General features: G+C 69.9%; 15 protein-coding genes and 2 tRNA genes. 7 read left to right on the top strand and 10 right to left on the bottom strand.

The features are described from left to right. Positions 1–100: 100 nt before the first annotated feature. From K228_RS0101405 to K228_RS0101395, 3 genes are all read right to left on the bottom strand, one after another. Positions 101–769, bottom strand: coding sequence for an alpha/beta hydrolase family protein (locus K228_RS0101405; RefSeq protein ID WP_025616799.1), 669 nt, complete (start codon positions 767–769; stop codon positions 101–103). A gap of 52 nt (positions 770–821) precedes the next feature. Further along, the gene (locus K228_RS0101400; RefSeq protein WP_025616798.1) at positions 822–1,211 is read right to left on the bottom strand and encodes a WhiB family transcriptional regulator; all 390 of its coding nucleotides are present in this window, start codon (positions 1,209–1,211) and stop codon (positions 822–824) included. A 191-nt stretch (positions 1,212–1,402) separates the two neighbouring features. Further along, a complete protein-coding gene (locus K228_RS0101395) occupies positions 1,403–2,122 on the bottom strand; it encodes an SOS response-associated peptidase (protein ID WP_033776347.1) in 720 nt (239 codons plus the stop codon). 105 nt (positions 2,123–2,227) lie between these two features. Between K228_RS0101395 and aroA the strand changes: the two genes are divergently transcribed. The 4 genes from aroA (at position 2,228) to K228_RS0101375 (ending at position 6,450) form a co-directional block, all read left to right on the top strand. After that, a complete protein-coding gene (gene aroA / locus K228_RS0101390; RefSeq protein ID WP_025616796.1) occupies positions 2,228–3,529 on the top strand; it encodes a 3-phosphoshikimate 1-carboxyvinyltransferase in 1,302 nt (433 codons plus the stop codon). Then, positions 3,499–4,623 carry a ribosome small subunit-dependent GTPase A gene (rsgA, locus tag K228_RS0101385; protein ID WP_033776344.1) on the top strand — a complete coding sequence of 375 codons (1,125 nt, stop codon included), beginning with the start codon at positions 3,499–3,501 and terminating at the stop codon, positions 4,621–4,623. The genes aroA and rsgA overlap by 31 nt, the downstream gene beginning before the upstream one ends. 25 nt (positions 4,624–4,648) lie before the next feature. Continuing rightward, the gene (hisN, locus tag K228_RS0101380; RefSeq protein ID WP_025616794.1) at positions 4,649–5,452 is read left to right on the top strand and encodes a histidinol-phosphatase; all 804 of its coding nucleotides are present in this window, start codon (positions 4,649–4,651) and stop codon (positions 5,450–5,452) included. A gap of 74 nt (positions 5,453–5,526) precedes the next feature. Further along, positions 5,527–6,450, top strand: a complete 924-nt coding sequence (locus K228_RS0101375; protein WP_029723267.1) for a hypothetical protein — start codon at positions 5,527–5,529, stop codon at positions 6,448–6,450. Here the strand turns inward: K228_RS0101375 and K228_RS0101370 are convergent. Continuing rightward, positions 6,405–7,607, bottom strand: coding sequence for a glycosyltransferase (locus tag K228_RS0101370; protein WP_025616792.1), 1,203 nt, complete (start codon positions 7,605–7,607; stop codon positions 6,405–6,407). The two genes, K228_RS0101375 and K228_RS0101370, sit on opposite strands and share 46 nt — an antisense overlap. Before the next feature lie 175 nt (positions 7,608–7,782). Here K228_RS0101370 and K228_RS0101365 point away from each other — a divergent pair, with 175 nt between their 5' ends. Then, positions 7,783–8,355, top strand: coding sequence for a DUF5709 domain-containing protein (locus tag K228_RS0101365; protein WP_025616791.1), 573 nt, complete (start codon positions 7,783–7,785; stop codon positions 8,353–8,355). Between the two features lie 91 nt (positions 8,356–8,446). Further along, positions 8,447–8,902 (top strand): ATP-binding protein, encoded by a 456-nt coding sequence (locus K228_RS0101360; protein WP_025616790.1) that lies wholly within the window; start codon positions 8,447–8,449, stop codon positions 8,900–8,902. A gap of 15 nt (positions 8,903–8,917) precedes the next feature. Here the strand turns inward: K228_RS0101360 and K228_RS0101355 are convergent, their stop codons facing one another. From K228_RS0101355 to K228_RS0101340, 4 genes are all read right to left on the bottom strand, one after another. Next, the gene (locus tag K228_RS0101355; RefSeq protein ID WP_025616789.1) at positions 8,918–9,856 is read right to left on the bottom strand and encodes a ribose-phosphate diphosphokinase; all 939 of its coding nucleotides are present in this window, start codon (positions 9,854–9,856) and stop codon (positions 8,918–8,920) included. A 22-nt stretch (positions 9,857–9,878) separates the two neighbouring features. After that, a complete protein-coding gene (locus K228_RS0101350; protein ID WP_025616788.1) occupies positions 9,879–10,712 on the bottom strand; it encodes a phosphoribosylaminoimidazolesuccinocarboxamide synthase in 834 nt (277 codons plus the stop codon). Positions 10,713–10,811: 99 nt separating this feature from the next. Then, positions 10,812–11,054 (bottom strand): hypothetical protein, encoded by a 243-nt coding sequence (locus K228_RS0101345; protein ID WP_025616787.1) that lies wholly within the window; start codon positions 11,052–11,054, stop codon positions 10,812–10,814. 76 nt (positions 11,055–11,130) lie between these two features. Next, positions 11,131–11,204, bottom strand: a tRNA-Met gene (locus tag K228_RS0101340). Between the two features lie 121 nt (positions 11,205–11,325). Between K228_RS0101340 and K228_RS0101335 the strand changes: the two genes are divergently transcribed. Continuing rightward, the gene (locus K228_RS0101335; protein ID WP_025616786.1) at positions 11,326–11,940 is read left to right on the top strand and encodes a dihydrofolate reductase family protein; all 615 of its coding nucleotides are present in this window, start codon (positions 11,326–11,328) and stop codon (positions 11,938–11,940) included. A gap of 79 nt (positions 11,941–12,019) precedes the next feature. On the opposite strand, the gene K228_RS0101330 is transcribed toward K228_RS0101335, so the two are convergent. Both K228_RS0101330 and K228_RS0101325 read right to left on the bottom strand, forming a co-directional pair. Then, positions 12,020–12,093: transfer RNA gene (locus tag K228_RS0101330), tRNA-Met, on the bottom strand. Between the two features lie 116 nt (positions 12,094–12,209). Next, positions 12,210–15,203, bottom strand: coding sequence for a UPF0182 family membrane protein (locus tag K228_RS0101325; RefSeq protein WP_188116147.1), 2,994 nt, complete (start codon positions 15,201–15,203; stop codon positions 12,210–12,212). Positions 15,204–15,231: the final 28 nt, after the last annotated feature.

Raw genomic sequence — 15,231 nt, 5'->3', positions numbered from 1 at the left:
GGGACCGGAGCTGGGACCAGGAAGGGCCCGGGAGGACCGGCGCCGCCGCCGGGCTGGGGCGGGCGGCACCATCCAGAGCAACGAGAGTCTCCCACCGCGGTCACGCCTCATCGGCGCGGTCGGACGGTGGGCTCCCCGCGACGACCGATCCGCAGGGGCGGGTCCAGCCACCGGCTCGCAGCCAGTCGAGGACGACCGCCGCCGTGCCCAGCGGATCCTTGCGCAGCTCATGCCGTTCCCCCGGCCGGGCGATGACACGCACCGTCGGCACCGCGGCCACCGGCATCCCGAACGGGTCCCGGTCACCGTTCACCACCAACGTTGGCACGCTGGCCGGCAGCTCGGCGGCGCGAGACCGCTCCGGTCGGCCCGGTGGGTGCAGCGGAAACGCCAGGGCCACCACGCCGGCTGCCCCAACCGCGTCGGCGGTACGGCAGGCCACCCGGGCACCACTGGAGCGGCCGCCGACCACCAGCGGAACTTCCGGGCACCGCGCCCGCAGCACGGACAGCACCACTGTCCAGGCCACGTCGAGCTGCCGCGCGGGCGCGGGCGCACGCCGGCCCGCGAGCCGGTAGGGCTGAGTCACGCGGGCAACAACCAGGCCAGCGGCCAGCGCGGCGTCTCGGAGCGCTAGCAGGTCCGGCGCATCCACCCCGCCGCCCGCTCCGTGACCGAGCACCAACAGAGCGGCCGGCGGACCGGCTGGCTGGTCAAGCTGCACTCCGGCTGGCCCGTGCGCAGTGATGATCTCCTCGGTCGGCGTCACCCAACTATTCTGACCGTCGCGCCGCTGCTCCGGTCACGCGGCCGCGCCGACCTCAACGCCCGAGTGACACCGGGGCCAGCCGTCGGCCCCGGACCAGCGGCCGGGCAGCGTCGGTCAGTGCCGGCGCAACCTCGCCGCGCCAGGCGACCAGCATGGCCCGGCGCTCGCGTGGGGTGGTGCCACCCCAGACGCCATAGCAGTCGCCGACCTCCAGCGCCCAGGCGAGACAGGCACCCTGCACGTCGCAGGTGTGACAGAGCGCCATGGCGGCGTCCGCCGGCTCGTTTGGCGCCGGAAAGAAGGTTTCCGGGTCAACGCTTTGGCAGAGGCCTCTGGTACGCCATGCTTCGTCTCGCTGACGTTCGTGCAGGGCCCGCAACAGGCGCGTGTCACGTCGTGCAGCAGCAACCTCGTGTGGACGGGGCATACGTGCCCTGGTCATCCACCCACCTCCCCCGTGGGACCGGAAATCTAGGGCGCGACTCGCCGCATGCGAATCGACGCCCACCACCGGCGCTCTGGTGTATCGCACTTTTTGAAGTCGATACAAGGGGTAGCGGGAAAAAGTTGAATTAACCAAGAAAGTTTTGCCCTTAAAGCCGACAAATCACCTGGCCCAAAGTCGCGAATACGTCAGAAAAGCGTCTCCTCCCCGAGCCCGCTGCCACGCCGGCGCGGCGCCGACGCGGTGACCCGTTCGACGAGGCTCGGACCGTCGTTACGGACATTGCCAACCGCCGGCCCAACCGGACGGATCTCCAGCCCGGCCAGCCACTCCAGCGACGGCGGGGCGAGCAGGTCCTCCGGCCGGTCCGTGGACCCCAGCCAGGCACCCCACCGCTCGATGGGCACCAACAGCGGCATCCGGTCGTGCACGTCGGCCAGGTCACCGCGGGCCGGGGTGGTCACGATGCTGCAGGTGCGCAACGGACCGCCCGGGCCCTCCCACACCGACCAAATGCCGGCGAAGACGACCGGCGAGCCGTCTCGGGGCGTCAGGTAGTACGCCTGCTTGCCACCCGGATGACGGACCCACTCGTACCACCCGTCCGCCGGCAGCAGACACCGGTGGCGGGCGAAGGCACGGGCATACGCCCGACTCGTGGCCACCGTCTCAGCCCGAGCATTGATCATGCGAGCAGCGCCGGCCAGGGAGCGCGACCAAGCCGGGACGAAGCCCCAGCGCCCCAGCGAGAGCACCCGCTGGCCCGCCGCGGTGGTCTGCACCAACGGCACCGGATCGGTGGGGGCGACGTTGTAGGCCGCGCCGAGCCGACCACCCGTTTCGTCGTACGACTCGAACATCGCGCTCAGGTCCCCCGCGGACCGGGTCGTCGCGTATCTCCCGCACACACCGGACACGCTAGCGCCCCAACCGGTCGCCCGCCGTCCCGCGAACCGGGCCGACAACCGGGGGTAGCCGACAATGACCGTTAGTGAAGGCGGCAGAATGTAACCGTGGGACATCTGACCGCTACCCGGCCGCTGCGGCCATGGACCGCGCCGACCGCCTCGGACCCGGTTTCGACGAGGCTGCGCCTGCCCGGCTCCAAGTCACTCACCGCGCGCGCCCTGGTGCTCAGCGGCCTGGCTACCGGCCCATCGACGCTCGCCCGGCCGCTGCGAGCCCGGGACACCGAGTTGATGGCCAACGGGCTACGGGCGATGGGTGCACACGTCTCGATCAGCGACGACGAGCGTTGGCTGGTCCGGCCGCACCCGCTGGCCGGGCCGGCGCACATCGATGTCGGCCTCGCCGGCACGGTGATGCGCTTCCTGCCCCCGGTTGGCGGCCTCGCGGACGGTCGCATCACCTTCGACGGCGACCCGCAGGCCCGCCAGCGTCCGCTGGGGCCGCTCCTGGACGCCCTGCGCCGCCTCGGTGTCCGGATCACCTCGCCGGCCTCCGGGAGCCTGCCGCTGACCGTGCTCGGTGGCGGAGGCATTCGCGGCGGTGAGGTCGTGATCGACGCCAGCGCCTCCAGTCAGCTCGTCTCCGGGCTACTCCTGGCGGCTCCCCGCTTCGACCGAGGGGTGGTCGTTCGACACGTCGGCCCGCCGGTGCCCTCCGCGCCCCACCTACGGATGACCGTGCAGATGCTGCGAGCCGCCGGTGCCGCCATCGACGACACCACCCCCAATGTCTGGACGGTCGAGCCGGGCCCACTGACCGGTCGTGGCTGGGAAATCGAACCAGACCTCTCCGGCGCGGTTCCCTTCTTCGCCGCCGCACTGGTCACCGGTGGAGAGGTAACCGTTACCGGCTGGCCGGGCGGCAGTGTCCAACCAGTCGAGCGGCTTCGCGGGTTGTTCCAGGCGATGGGGGGCGAGGTGTCCCTCTCCACCGCCGGGCTGACCGTACGGGGCACCGGCACCGTGCACGGCCTGACCGCCGACCTCTCCGACGTAAGCGAGCTGACCCCGGCGTTGACCGCGCTGGCGATGCTCGCCGACTCCCCCTCCCGGTTTACCGGGATCGCCCACATCCGGGGGCACGAGACCGATCGAATCTCGGCGCTCGCCCGCGAGTTCACCGCTCTCGGCGCCGACCTCACCGAATCCCAGGACGGGCTGGCGATCCGACCCCGGCCGCTTCGCGGCGGAGTGTTTGAGACCTACCACGACCATCGGATGGCACACGCCGCCGCGATCGCCGGGCTGGCCGTGCCCGGCATCGAGCTGAGCGACGTTGCCTGCACCTCGAAGACGATGCCGGAATTCCCGGCGCTATGGTCAGCGATGGTGACCGGCAAGAGCTGAGGGGAGCTGTCCTGGCGACGAGGCGGCGGGAGTACGACGAGGACGACGTCCGGATTCGGCCCGGCAGGTCCTCACGCCCACGTACCCGGAGGCGGCCACGCCACGCGGACGCGGTCGAGGGGTTCGTCACCGCCGTGGACCGAGGGCGCTACACCTGCGTACTGGAGGACGCCGACCCGAAGCAGGCGCCGGTGACCGCGATGCGGGCCCGGGAGTTGGGCCGCAAGTCCGTCGTGGTGGGCGACCGGGTTGGGCTGGTTGGCGACACCTCCGGTCAGCCCGGGGCGCTGGCCCGGATCGTCCGCATAGCCAGCCGCAGCTCAGTGCTGCGACGCACCGCCGAGGATGACGCGACCACCGCCGAAGGGCGCCTGGAACGGGTCGTCGTCGCCAACGCCGACCAACTCGTGATCGTCAGCGCACTGGCCGATCCGCCGCCCCGGACCGGCTTCATCGACCGCTGCCTGGTAGCCGCGTACGACGCCGACATCGAGCCGCTGCTCTGCCTCACCAAGGCCGACCTCGCCGGGCCGGAGGAGGTGCTCGGGTACTACGCCGAACTGGAGCTGCCCTCCGTCCTGATCTGCCCCGACTCGACCCTGGACGCGCTACGCGGCCGGCTCGCCGGACGGATCTCGGTGCTGGTGGGGCACTCCGGGGTAGGCAAGTCGACACTGGTCAACCGCCTGGTCCCCGCAGCCACCCGGGCAGTTGGCCAGGTCAGCGCGATCGGTCGGGGCCGGCACACGTCAACCAGCGTGGTGGCGCTACAGCTGCCGTCGGTCGCCGACGCCGCCCAGGGCTGGATCATCGACACCCCGGGAATTCGCAGCTTCGGGCTCGCCCACGTCTCCGCCGAGAGCCTGCTACACGGCTTTCCCGACCTCGCCGAGGGGGCGGCCGACTGCCCGACGAACTGCCCACACGCCGCCGGTGAGCCGCGCTGCGGGCTGGGCGCCCGGGTCGCCGCCGGCCAGGCCGACCCGCGCCGGCTGGCCTCGTACCGGCGGCTCCTCGCCTCGCGCACGGGCGAAAGCGAGCCGCGCACCAAGCCCAGTTCCCGAGACCCGAGTAGCCCGTCGGCGGGAAGCTGACCAGACCGGCACTACTGTTCCCGGGATGAAGGGTTACGCCGCCGACATCACCCTCGCCCACCGCCTCGCGGACGCCGCCGACGCGGTCTCCGCCGCACGGTTTCGCGCCCTGGACCTTCGGGTGGACACGAAGCCGGATCTCACCCCCGTCTCCGACGCCGACACCGCGGTCGAGCAGGAGATCCGGGCCCTACTCGCCGCCGAGCGCCCCGACGACGGCCTACTCGGCGAGGAGTACGGCGAGCAGCCCGCCGCCGACCCAGGCGGGCGGCGGTGGGTGATCGACCCGATCGACGGGACGAAGAACTTCATTCGCGGCGTACCGGTGTGGGCCACGCTCATCGCCCTACTCGAGGGGGACAAACCGGTCACCGGTCTGGTCTCCGCACCGGCCCTGGGGCGGCGCTGGTGGGGGGCGCTCGGCGAGGGGGCGTACGCGGGGCCGGACCGGGCGTCCGGTGCGCCGATCCGGGTGTCGGCGGTGGCCGAGCTGACCGATGCCAGCTTCTGCTACTCCTCGCTCGGCGGCTGGGAGGAGAACGGCCGGCTGCCGGCGGTCCTACAGCTCATGCGAGACGCGTGGCGCAGTCGGGCGTACGGCGACTTCTACGGCTACATGCTGCTGGCCGAGGGCGCGCTGGACATCATGGTGGAGCCGGAGCTGTCGCTGTGGGACATCGCCGCGCTGGTGCCGATCGTGACCGAGGCGGGCGGCACCTTCACTGACCTGGCGGGCCAGCCCGCCCCCGGGGACATCGGCTCCGGCCCGATCAGCGCGATCGCCACGAACGGTCCGCTGCACACCGGCGTCCTCGCCCGCCTGGGTTGAGCACCTGCGCACTGATTTCGGCCAGCCTCTATCCTCGCGCTGTGGTTTCCTCCGGTTGGTGCTTCCTCGCGGCAATGATCATCGCTTACGGGGTCGCCAACCTGCTCCAGTCGGTCGCGGCGGCCCGCACCACCGTGCACCACTCGTTCGATCCGGGGTTGCTGCTGCGACTGGCCGGACACCGCACCTACCTGCTCGGTCTGGGCTGCCAGGTCGGCGGCTTCGTGCTGGCCTTTCTGGCCCGACGGGACCTTCCGCTCTTCCTGGTGCAGGCCAGCATGGCGGCGGGGCTCGGCGTGACCGCGCTCCTCGGGGTGCTCCTGCTGAGGTGGCGACTGCCCAGGGCGGAGGTCGTTCTGCTGGTGCTGCTCGTCGCCGGGATCACCGGGCTGGTGCTCTCGGCCCGGCCAGCGCCCTCCCGGCAGCTCGGCACCGCCGGCCTGGTCACCCTGGCGGCGACCTTCGGCGTGATCGCCCTACTGGGCTTCTTCGCGGTACGGCTGCACGGCGCGCCCGGATCGGTCGCGCTCGGCTCCCTCGCCGGCCTGGCCTTCTCTGCCGCGGCGGTGGCGGCCCGGCCACTCGCCTCGACCCACTCGGCGGAGGAGTTCCTCGGCAATCCGCTGTTCTACCTGCTGGTGGCCCACTCAGTCATCGGCCAGCTCCTCCTCGGCCTGGCGATGCAACGCGGGTCAACCACGGCCGCCGTCGCCGCGATGGACGCGGCCGGGGCGGTGCCGGCCGCCATCATCGGGCTGCTGCTGCTCGGCGACCAGATCTGGCCGGGACGGGAGTGGCTGGCCGCGGCCGGCTTCCTGGTCACCCTCGCCGCCGTGCTCGGGCTGACCCGGTACGCGGAGCCGCAGCACCAGCACGCCGTGACCGGTAGCCGGGAACGGGTGGTGGTCAGCGTCGGCCCGTCCAGATCAGCTCCGCCAGCGCGGGTGAGCGCTCAGGCGGCCTCAACCGGGGCACGGCAGCGGGCCACCCGCTCGTAGAGCCGTTCCAGCGCAGCGCCGGTCCGCTCCCACGTGTAGCTGCACCGCACCCGGTCCACGGCGGCGTGCCCGTAGGCGAACCGCCCGGCGCTGTCGGTCATCAGCCGACGCAACGTCACCCCCAGGGCGCGTACGTCGCCCGGCGGCACCAGCTGTCCGGTGACCTCGTCCACGACCACGTCGGCGACCCCACCCATCGCGTACCCGACGACCGGCACGCCACAGGCCATCGCCTCCAACGACACCCGGCCGGCCGAGGCGTAACCCGACGTACACGCCACCACGTCCGCCGAGCGGTACCAGGTGGCCAGTTGCTCGTGCGGCACCGCTCCCACCAGAGTCACCTGATCGGCCACCCCGTTGCGCTCGGCCAGTTCCTGGAGCTGGCGTGCCTCGGTGTGCCCGGCGAGCTGCTCGCCCGGTGGGCCCCCGACGATCACCAGTTCCGCGTCGCCAGCCATCCGGATCACCCGGATCAAATCCTCCTGGCCATGGCCGGGGTCGAGGTTGGTCACGGAGAGGATCCGCGGTCGCGCCTCGCGCGGTGCCGCCTCCCCGTCGGGGTGAAACAGCTCCGCGTCTACCCCTGGTGGGACCAGCGCCACCGAGGCACGTTGTAGACCCATCCGGCCTAGTTCGTCCACCTCGTCGTTGGACTGGGCCACCGCGATGTCCACCACCCGAACGAGTGCCCGCTCCAGCGGAATCCGCTCCACTGGCGCGCTGTAGCGCGCGCCGAGGCGGCGCAGTTGTTCCAACCCGAGCGAGTGGAACGTCTGCACGATCGGGATGTCGGTCTCGCGGACAGCGTGCGCGGCGGCGAGCCCACCGAGCCAGTAGTGCCCGTGCACCATCTCCGGCGCCCAGTCGTCCGCCCACCGATCGGTCAGCCAACGGCCGTATTCGGCGAGGTAGCCAACCAACTCGCCGGTGGGCACCGCCGCGGCGGGACCGACCGGGACCCGCTCAACCCGGTAGCCGTCCGCCGTCGCCGTCACCGCCTGGTCCGGGGCGTCTCGGCGCTCGTAGAGCCGGACGTCGTGGCCCCGCCCAGCGAGTTCAGCGGCGACCCGGGCGATGTGCTGGTGGGTCCCGACAGACGGGCCGCCGGCACGCCGGGACGGGTCAGCGTGCGCGCAGACGAGACCGACGCGCATGGTTACCTCCAGGCATCGTCACAGTGGCGGGGTCCTCCCGGTCAGAGGGTCCCATTAACCCGGGGTCGGGGAGTCAAAACCTGGCAGATCGGCGGCACCGAAACGGCTGTGGCAGCCGGCCGATGGCTGCCACAGCGACGGTTACGAGACGTGGGGCAGCGGGTAGAGCATCGGCATGCGCGACGACGAGTACCCGACCCCGGTGTCTGACCCGGAGGCGGTGGGCCTGCCCGACACCGCCGACGACGACTCGACCGCGAACGACGATGTCCGGACTGGGCGGGAGGCAGACGGCCCGGACCCGGCGCAGCTGCCCGGGGACCGGATGCCGGTCGCGGTCGACCGGTTCGGGACCACCGCCGACGAGCAGCTCGACGGCGAGTCGCTGAATGCCAAACTCGGCCGGGAACGGTACGAGCGGCCGGCGGATGATCCGTTGGCCGGCCCGGTGGACCCGGACATCGCCGCTGAGGCGAACAGCCCGGAGCAGGCCGCCCAGGCCCAGCTCGACGCTGACGTGTTCGAACCGGGACCGTCCTCCGATCCGAACTCCCCGGTCTCCCTCTACGACCACGGCCTGCTCGGCAGCGGCGCCGACGCCCAGGTGGGTCGGCTGGTTGAGCCGGACGAGGGTGCCCATCCCGACCAGGAGACCGACTCGGTCGCATACGACGCGGGTTCGGCCGGCGGCGGTGCGAGCGCCGAGGAGCTGGCGGTCCACGAGACCCGCCCGCCGCCGGCGGGCTAGCCCTCGACGGTCGGACATCGATGTGGGTAGCGGCCCTGGCGTACGGTGAAAATGCCACTATTCCGCACCGTGATCCCTGCCGGGAAGGGCCATGACGAACGCAGACCCGGACCTACCGCGCGCGGCGGCACCCCCGGAACCCTGTCTGTTGATCGCCACCGCCTTCGACCAGAGACAGGTGACCCAGCTACGCCACTCGGTCTCCGCGTGCGCGCACGCGGCGGGCCTGCGGGGCCAGCGGCTCAACGACTTTGTGCTGGCGGTCAACGAACTGACCACCAACGCGGTTCGTCACGGTGGCGGCCGTGGGTCGCTACGGATATGGCGGCAGGCCGGGAGCCTGGTCTGCGAGGTCTCCGACCATGGGGAGGGAGTCAACAGCCGCCTGCTCGGGGACCACCGCCGCCCAGCCCCGGAATCGGTCGGTGGCTGGGGGCTCTGGCTGGCTCGCGAGCTGAGCGACACCATGGACGTGACGTCCGACCGAGCCGGCACGGTCGTCCGCATCACGACCCTGCTGCCGATCCCACACCCCGCTCCCGACTAGCCAGGGCAGGCTGGTTCAGCCGAAGAGCGCGCTCACCGACTCGCCGTTGTGAATCCGACGAATCGCCTCGGCCAACGCAGGGGCCACCGACAGTACGGTCAGCTTGGGCACCCGCTTCTCGGTGGGGACGGGAACCGTGTTGGTGCAGACGATCTCCCGCACCTCCTCCTGCTCGCTCAACCGCTGCACGGCTCCGTTCACGAGGAGGCCGTGGGTGCAGGCCAGTCGGATCGAGCGGACCTCCAACTCGCGCAGGTGCCCCATCAGCTCGACCACCGTGCTGCCCTTAACGATCTCGTCATCCACCACAATCACGTCCCGGCCCCGCACCTCGCCGATGATCGTGCTGATCTCCACCCGGTCGCCCCCGAAGCGCTGCTTGGCAGCGGCGGCGACCGGCGTACCGAGCTGCCGGGCGAAGACCGCCGCCTCCTTGACGTAGCCCAGATCTGGCGAGACCACCACGGTGTTGCTCAGGTCGAGCGCCCGGAAGTGGGCGGCTAGTTCGCGTATCGCATGCAGGTGATCGACCGGGATGCCGAAGAAGCCATAGACCTGCGGCGAGTGCAGGGTCATCGTGAGTACCCGATCGGCGCCGGCCGCGGTGAGCAGGTCCGCGACCAACCGGCCACCGATCGAGATCCGCGGCGCATCCTTCTTGTCGGAGCGGGCGTACGCGTAGTGCGGTAGCACCACGCTGATCCGACCGGCCGAGGCTCCCCGGGCCGCGTTGACCATGAACAGCAGCTCGACCAGGTGCTCCTGCACTGGCGGGACCAGCGGCTGGATCAGGAAGACGTCCCGTTCCCGGCAGTTGGCCTGTAACTGCACTTCCAGGCAGTCGTTGGCGAATCGGGACACCCGAGTCGGGTACAGCGGCACCCCCAGGTGGGTGCAGATCTCCGCACTGAGCTCAGGATGGGCGCTTCCACTGAAAACGGCGAGCTGGCGCACAGCTGCCGATTCTACGACCCGATCAGCCCCAGCGCTCGCCGGTGAGTTTCTCGTAGACATCGACGTAGCGGGCACGGGTGGCGTCAACGACCTCACCCGGCACCTCCGGCGCCGGGCTCTGCTTGTCCCACCCGCTCCTGGTGGCCCAGTCCCGCACGTACTGCTTGTCGTACGAGAACTGGGCGCGTCCCGGCTGGTACGACTCGGCCGGCCAGAACCGGGACGAGTCCGAGGTCAACAGCTCGTCGCCGACCGTCAGCGTGCCATCGGCAGCCCAACCCAACTCGATCTTGGTGTCGGCGATCAAAATTCCTCGGTCGGCGGCGAGTTCGGCTCCCCGTCGGTAAACGTCGAGCGTGATCTGGCGCAGCCGCTCGGCGGTCTCGGCGCCAACCTTCTCCACCACCTCACCGAAGGTCATTGGCTGGTCGTGCTCTCCAACCGGCGCCTTGGTGGAGGGAGTGAAGATCGGCTCCGGCAGGGCGGCCGCCTCGACCATTCCGCGCGGCAGTTCGATCCCGGAGACCATTCCGGTGCGCTGGTACTCGGCGAAGCCGCCACCGACCAGGTAGCCCCGGGCCACGCACTCCACCGGAACCATCTCCAGTCGCCGGCACCGAATCGCCCGGCCGGCGAACTCCGGCGGCACGTCGGTCGCCGAGAGCACGTGATTCGGCACCAGCTCGGCGAGCTGGTCGAACCACCACAGGGAGAGTGCCGTGAGAAGTTTGCCCTTCTCCGGGATCGGCGTCGGCAGCACGACGTCGTAGACAGAGACGCGGTCCGAGGCGACCAGGATCAGGTCGTCGCCGTCAGCGTAGACATCCCGAACCTTGCCCGAGTGCAGAAGTTCCACGCGAGCTAGTACATCACGCGACCCAGATCGACCCGCGGCGGCAGAGCTCGGCCCGCAAGACCCGACGCAGGAGGCACGCCGGGGACCCCGCTGGTCGGCTCAGCGCCGGGGGCCGCGCCGACCACGGAGGACCCGCAGGACGAGCAACACGATCACGACGACCACGACCAGGCAACAAAAGAACCCGAGGAAACCGAAGCCTCCGCGGCGGCGCCGGGCGGCCTCAACCGCCAGCTCACCCGGGCCACTGGCCGCCCAGGCCGCCACCGGGACAAAGACCGCCAGTACGACCGCACCGAGGACCGTGCTGAGCCGGCCCCACCACTTCGCGAATGCAGACATGACCCCATCCTGACCGAGCCACGCAAGCCGGGTACGGCGAAGGCCCTGGAGGAAACCTCCAGGGCCTTCGCACAAGTAGCGGGGACAGGATTTGAACCTGCGACCTCTGGGTTATGAGCCCAGCGAGCTACCGAGCTGCTCCACCCCGCGTCGGCTTCACTACTGTACCCCACCAGATCCGGCCATGATCCGCACCCCCCCGATGCTCGGGTATTTACCCAGTACATCCACGACCGGTGTTGTAGATTCGCGCCGATCCACGACCACCTCTGTGGACCACCCGAACATCGGAGTCGCTTTGCGAAAGCTCGTCTACTTCGTCGCCGCCACGCTCGACGGCTTCATCGCCGCGCCCGACGGATCGTTCGACTTCTTCCCCCTGGAGCCCGATGTAGCGCCCTACCTGGTGGCCGAATGGCCCCAGACGCTACCCACCTTCACCCACACCCAGCTCGGCGTCGCATCCCCGCCCACCGGTCGTTTCGACACCGTGCTGATGGGCCGCGTCACCTACGAGCCGGGCCTCAAGCTCGGTTACACCAGCCCCTACGACCACCTGAAGCAGTACGTCTTCAGCCGCTCGCTGGCCCCGGCCAGCTACCCGGACGTGGAGGTCGTCTCCGGCGACCCGAGCGCCTTCGTCCGCCAGCTCAGGGCACGGCCCGGCCGCGACATCTGGCTCTGCGGTGGCGGACAGCTCGCCGGTCAGCTTCTCGACGAAATCGACGAACTGGTGCTCAAACTCAACCCGGTCGTCGCCGGCAGCGGTATCCCGCTGGTTGACCGGGGCTTCGACCCGCACCGCCTCACGCTCACCTCGACGCGCCCGTTTGCCAGTGGTGTGGTCGTCCTGCACTACACCCGGCAAACCGACGACCCCGCCTAACAAACCTCATCGGGACAGTCCCGCCGGGCCTACCAATACGCGAAAGCCCCGGAGGATTCCTCCGGGGCTTTCGAACAAGTAGCGGGGACAGGATTTGAACCTGCGACCTCTGGGTTATGAGCCCAGCGAGCTACCGAGCTGCTCCACCCCGCGTCGGCTCGTAAACGTTAGCGCACCACCCCGGGCTAATGCAAAACGGCCCCTCCGCCGGGCAGACACAACGACGCCCCCGGTATTCCCAGGGGCGTCGTTGATCGTAGGGTGCGGGGTCAGCCGCCGGTCGGTGAACCCGTCGGCGCCGTGGTCGGCGTGGCCGCGGGGGGCGACCCCGCTGCCTGCTCGAAGGCCGCTGTCGCCTCATCCAACGCCTGCAGCGCCCGGCCGTAGCGCTCGAAGTCACCGGATTCCTGCGCGGCCCGGAGCTCCACGATCGCCGCCTGAACCCGCTGGGCTGCCTCAGCCACGTCGCCCGTGAACGGGGGTGGGGTAGCGCTCGGAGTCGTCGGGGCCGGGGTCGGGGTCGCGGTCGGGCCCGGACTCGGGGGCGTCTCGTCGTCGGAGGGTGGAGGCGTTGGTGCGCCGGCCTTTTCACCCTGCTCGACGAGCTGTTTGATGCCGTCAGGGAGGTTGTCGGCCAGGACGACGAACGATCCACCGTCACCGTAGGAGAGGAGCACCTTCTGCAACAGGGGATAAGCCTGCTGTTGGTTGCTCTTCACATAGACCGGCTCGACGTAGAGCATGCCGTTGCCAAACGGCAGGGAGAGCAGGTTGCCGTACTGGACCTGAGCCTGGTTCGACGAGAGCAGGTTCAGCTGCTGCCGAATCTGGGCGTTGTTGGTCATCTGCTGGTGCACCTGCACCGGGCCGGAGATCCGAGTGTCTTCCGGCAGCTCATAGACCTCAAGCCGAGGCTTGCCGTCCACGTACGAGCCAGAGATCAGTGCCGCGAGGTTCTGCCGTCGGTTCGGCGTCACCGCCGAGGTGAGCTGGAACCGCGGCTCGTCCTGCCCGGGCATCTGGGTGAAGAGGTAGTACGGGGGCTGCTTCTGGCCGCTGTCCGGCGCGTCCGGCACGTTCGGCACCTGCCAGAAGTCCTGCCCGGAGTAGAAGTCACCGGGGTTGGTCACGTGGAACCGGGTGAAGACGTTCCGCTGCACCTTGAACAGGTCAGCCGGGTAGCGGAAGTGGGCGCTCAACTCGGCCGGGATCTCCGTCTTCGGCTTGATCAGGTCGCCGCCGAAGGCCTTGTTCCACGCCCGGAGCACCGGGTCACCGTCGTCGAACTCGTAGAGCGTGACCGTGCCGTCGTACGCGTCAACCGTCGCCTTGACCGAGTTCCGGATGTAGTTGATGTTTTCCCGGGCCTGCTGGAAGGTGCCCCGGTTGGTGAGCTCGTCGGTGGTCTCGGTCTGGAGGTTGATCCGCTCGGCGTAGGGGTAGGTCGCGGCGGTGGTGTAGCCGTCGATGATCCACGTCACCCGACCATCGATCACCGCTGGATACGGGTCACCGTCCACGGTGAGGAACGGGGCGACCTTCTCCACCCGCTCCCGTGGGTTACGGACGTAGAGCAGCTTCGAGTTCTCGTTGACCGCCTCGGAGAGCAGGAAGTTCGACTCCTGCTCCTTGATCGCGTAGAGCAGCCGACGACCGAACGAGCCGACATCGACACCGCCGGAGCCGGTGTAGGTGTAGTAGGACTCGGATCCGTCCTCGCCGACCGGCCGATCGAACTCGGCGGGGCTGGCCTCCGGGTTCGCCTTACCGACGATGGCGTAGTCGCCGGCCTCCATCCGCTCGCCGTAGTAGATCCGCGGCTGGCTGGCCGGAATTTGGTCAACCTGCGCGGCGCACCCCTCCTGCGACCGCTCCCCGAGGAATCCGGAGACGAAGTAGGGCTGGCCACCGCAGACCACCCGGTTCGCTGGGGCCGCGACCAGACCATACCCATGGGTGTAGACGGTGTGCCGGTTGATCCAGTTGCTCTGCTGCGTGGTCAGCTCGCCATAGTTGATCTCACGGACCCCGACCACGTAGTCCTGGGTCTTCCCGTCGACGGTGTAGCGGTCGATGTCGAGCTTGGGGCCGAAATCGTAGAAGCCACGAACCTGCTGAAGCTGCGTGTACGTCTCGCTGACCAGCTGCGGATCCAGCAGTCGGGCGTTCGGCACCACCGAGGTGTCGGTGGCGAGGCTCGCCGGTGGTTGCAGGTTACTCGCCGCGTACCGCGTGGTATCGGCCTCGCCCAGACTGAAGGCCGCCCGAGTCGCCTCGATGCTGCGCTCGATGTACTGCGCCTCCTTGTCCCGGGCGCTCGGCTTCACCTCGAAGGTCTGCACGGCCCACGGGTAGATGCCGCCGATGGCGACCGCGGAGACCCCGAGCAGGGCCAGCGAGATACCCGGCCAGACCAGGTTCCGCATCCAGGCGTTGGAGAAGACGAGGACCGCGATCGCCACGACGACCGAGATGTAGGCGAGGATCTCCTTCGCCGGCAGCAACGCGTTGACGTCGGCGTAACCGGCACCGTAGACGTTGGCGCCGTCGTTGTACTCCAACAGCATCGTCCGCCGGTCGAGCACGTACGCGACGGCCTTGAGCAACACGAAGAACGCGATCAACGTGCTCAGGTGGGCCCGCGCCGCAGTGCTCATCCGGTCGCCCACGCCCTGGAGCCGGATCCCGCCGAACACATAGTGCACAGCCAGCGCCCCGAGCAGGGCCAACACCACGGCGGTGAAGGCGACCCCGAGCAGATAGCGCCAGAACGGCAGGTCAAAGACGTAGAAGCCGATGTCCACCCCGAACTCCGGGTCCTTAACTCCGAAGTCCCCGCCGTTGCGGAACAGCAGCCACTCGCTCCACCTGCTCTGCGCCGACAGCCCCGCGAAGAGGCCGACCACGACGGCGGCCATCGTGAACCAGATGCCGAGCCGAGGGCTGAGCAGCATCCGGTATCGCTCCAGGGTGGCCTGCTCCGGCGACTGCGGTCGCAGTCGAGGCCGCAGTCGATGTGCCAGCCAGAGGTTGCCGCCGACGATGGCCGCCATGGCCAGGCCGACCACGACGAAGAGCAGCAGCCGGGTGACGAGCACCCCGCTGAAGACCGCGGTGTAGTCGACCTCGCCGAACCAGAGCCAGTCGGTCCACGCCTGCACACCCCAACCGAGCAGGGTGAAGAGCACGAACACCCCGACCAGGACACCAATCGTGACGCGTCCGCGTCGGCTCATCCTCGGCATGGGGGCGCTGCTACGCATAACCACTGTTGGCTCCGCACGTTCGGTT

The sequence above is a fragment of the Salinispora cortesiana genome (assembly GCF_000484695.1).
Lineage (GTDB): Bacteria > Actinomycetota > Actinomycetes > Mycobacteriales > Micromonosporaceae > Micromonospora > Micromonospora cortesiana.
This window is presented reverse-complemented; position numbering and strand designations above follow the sequence as displayed.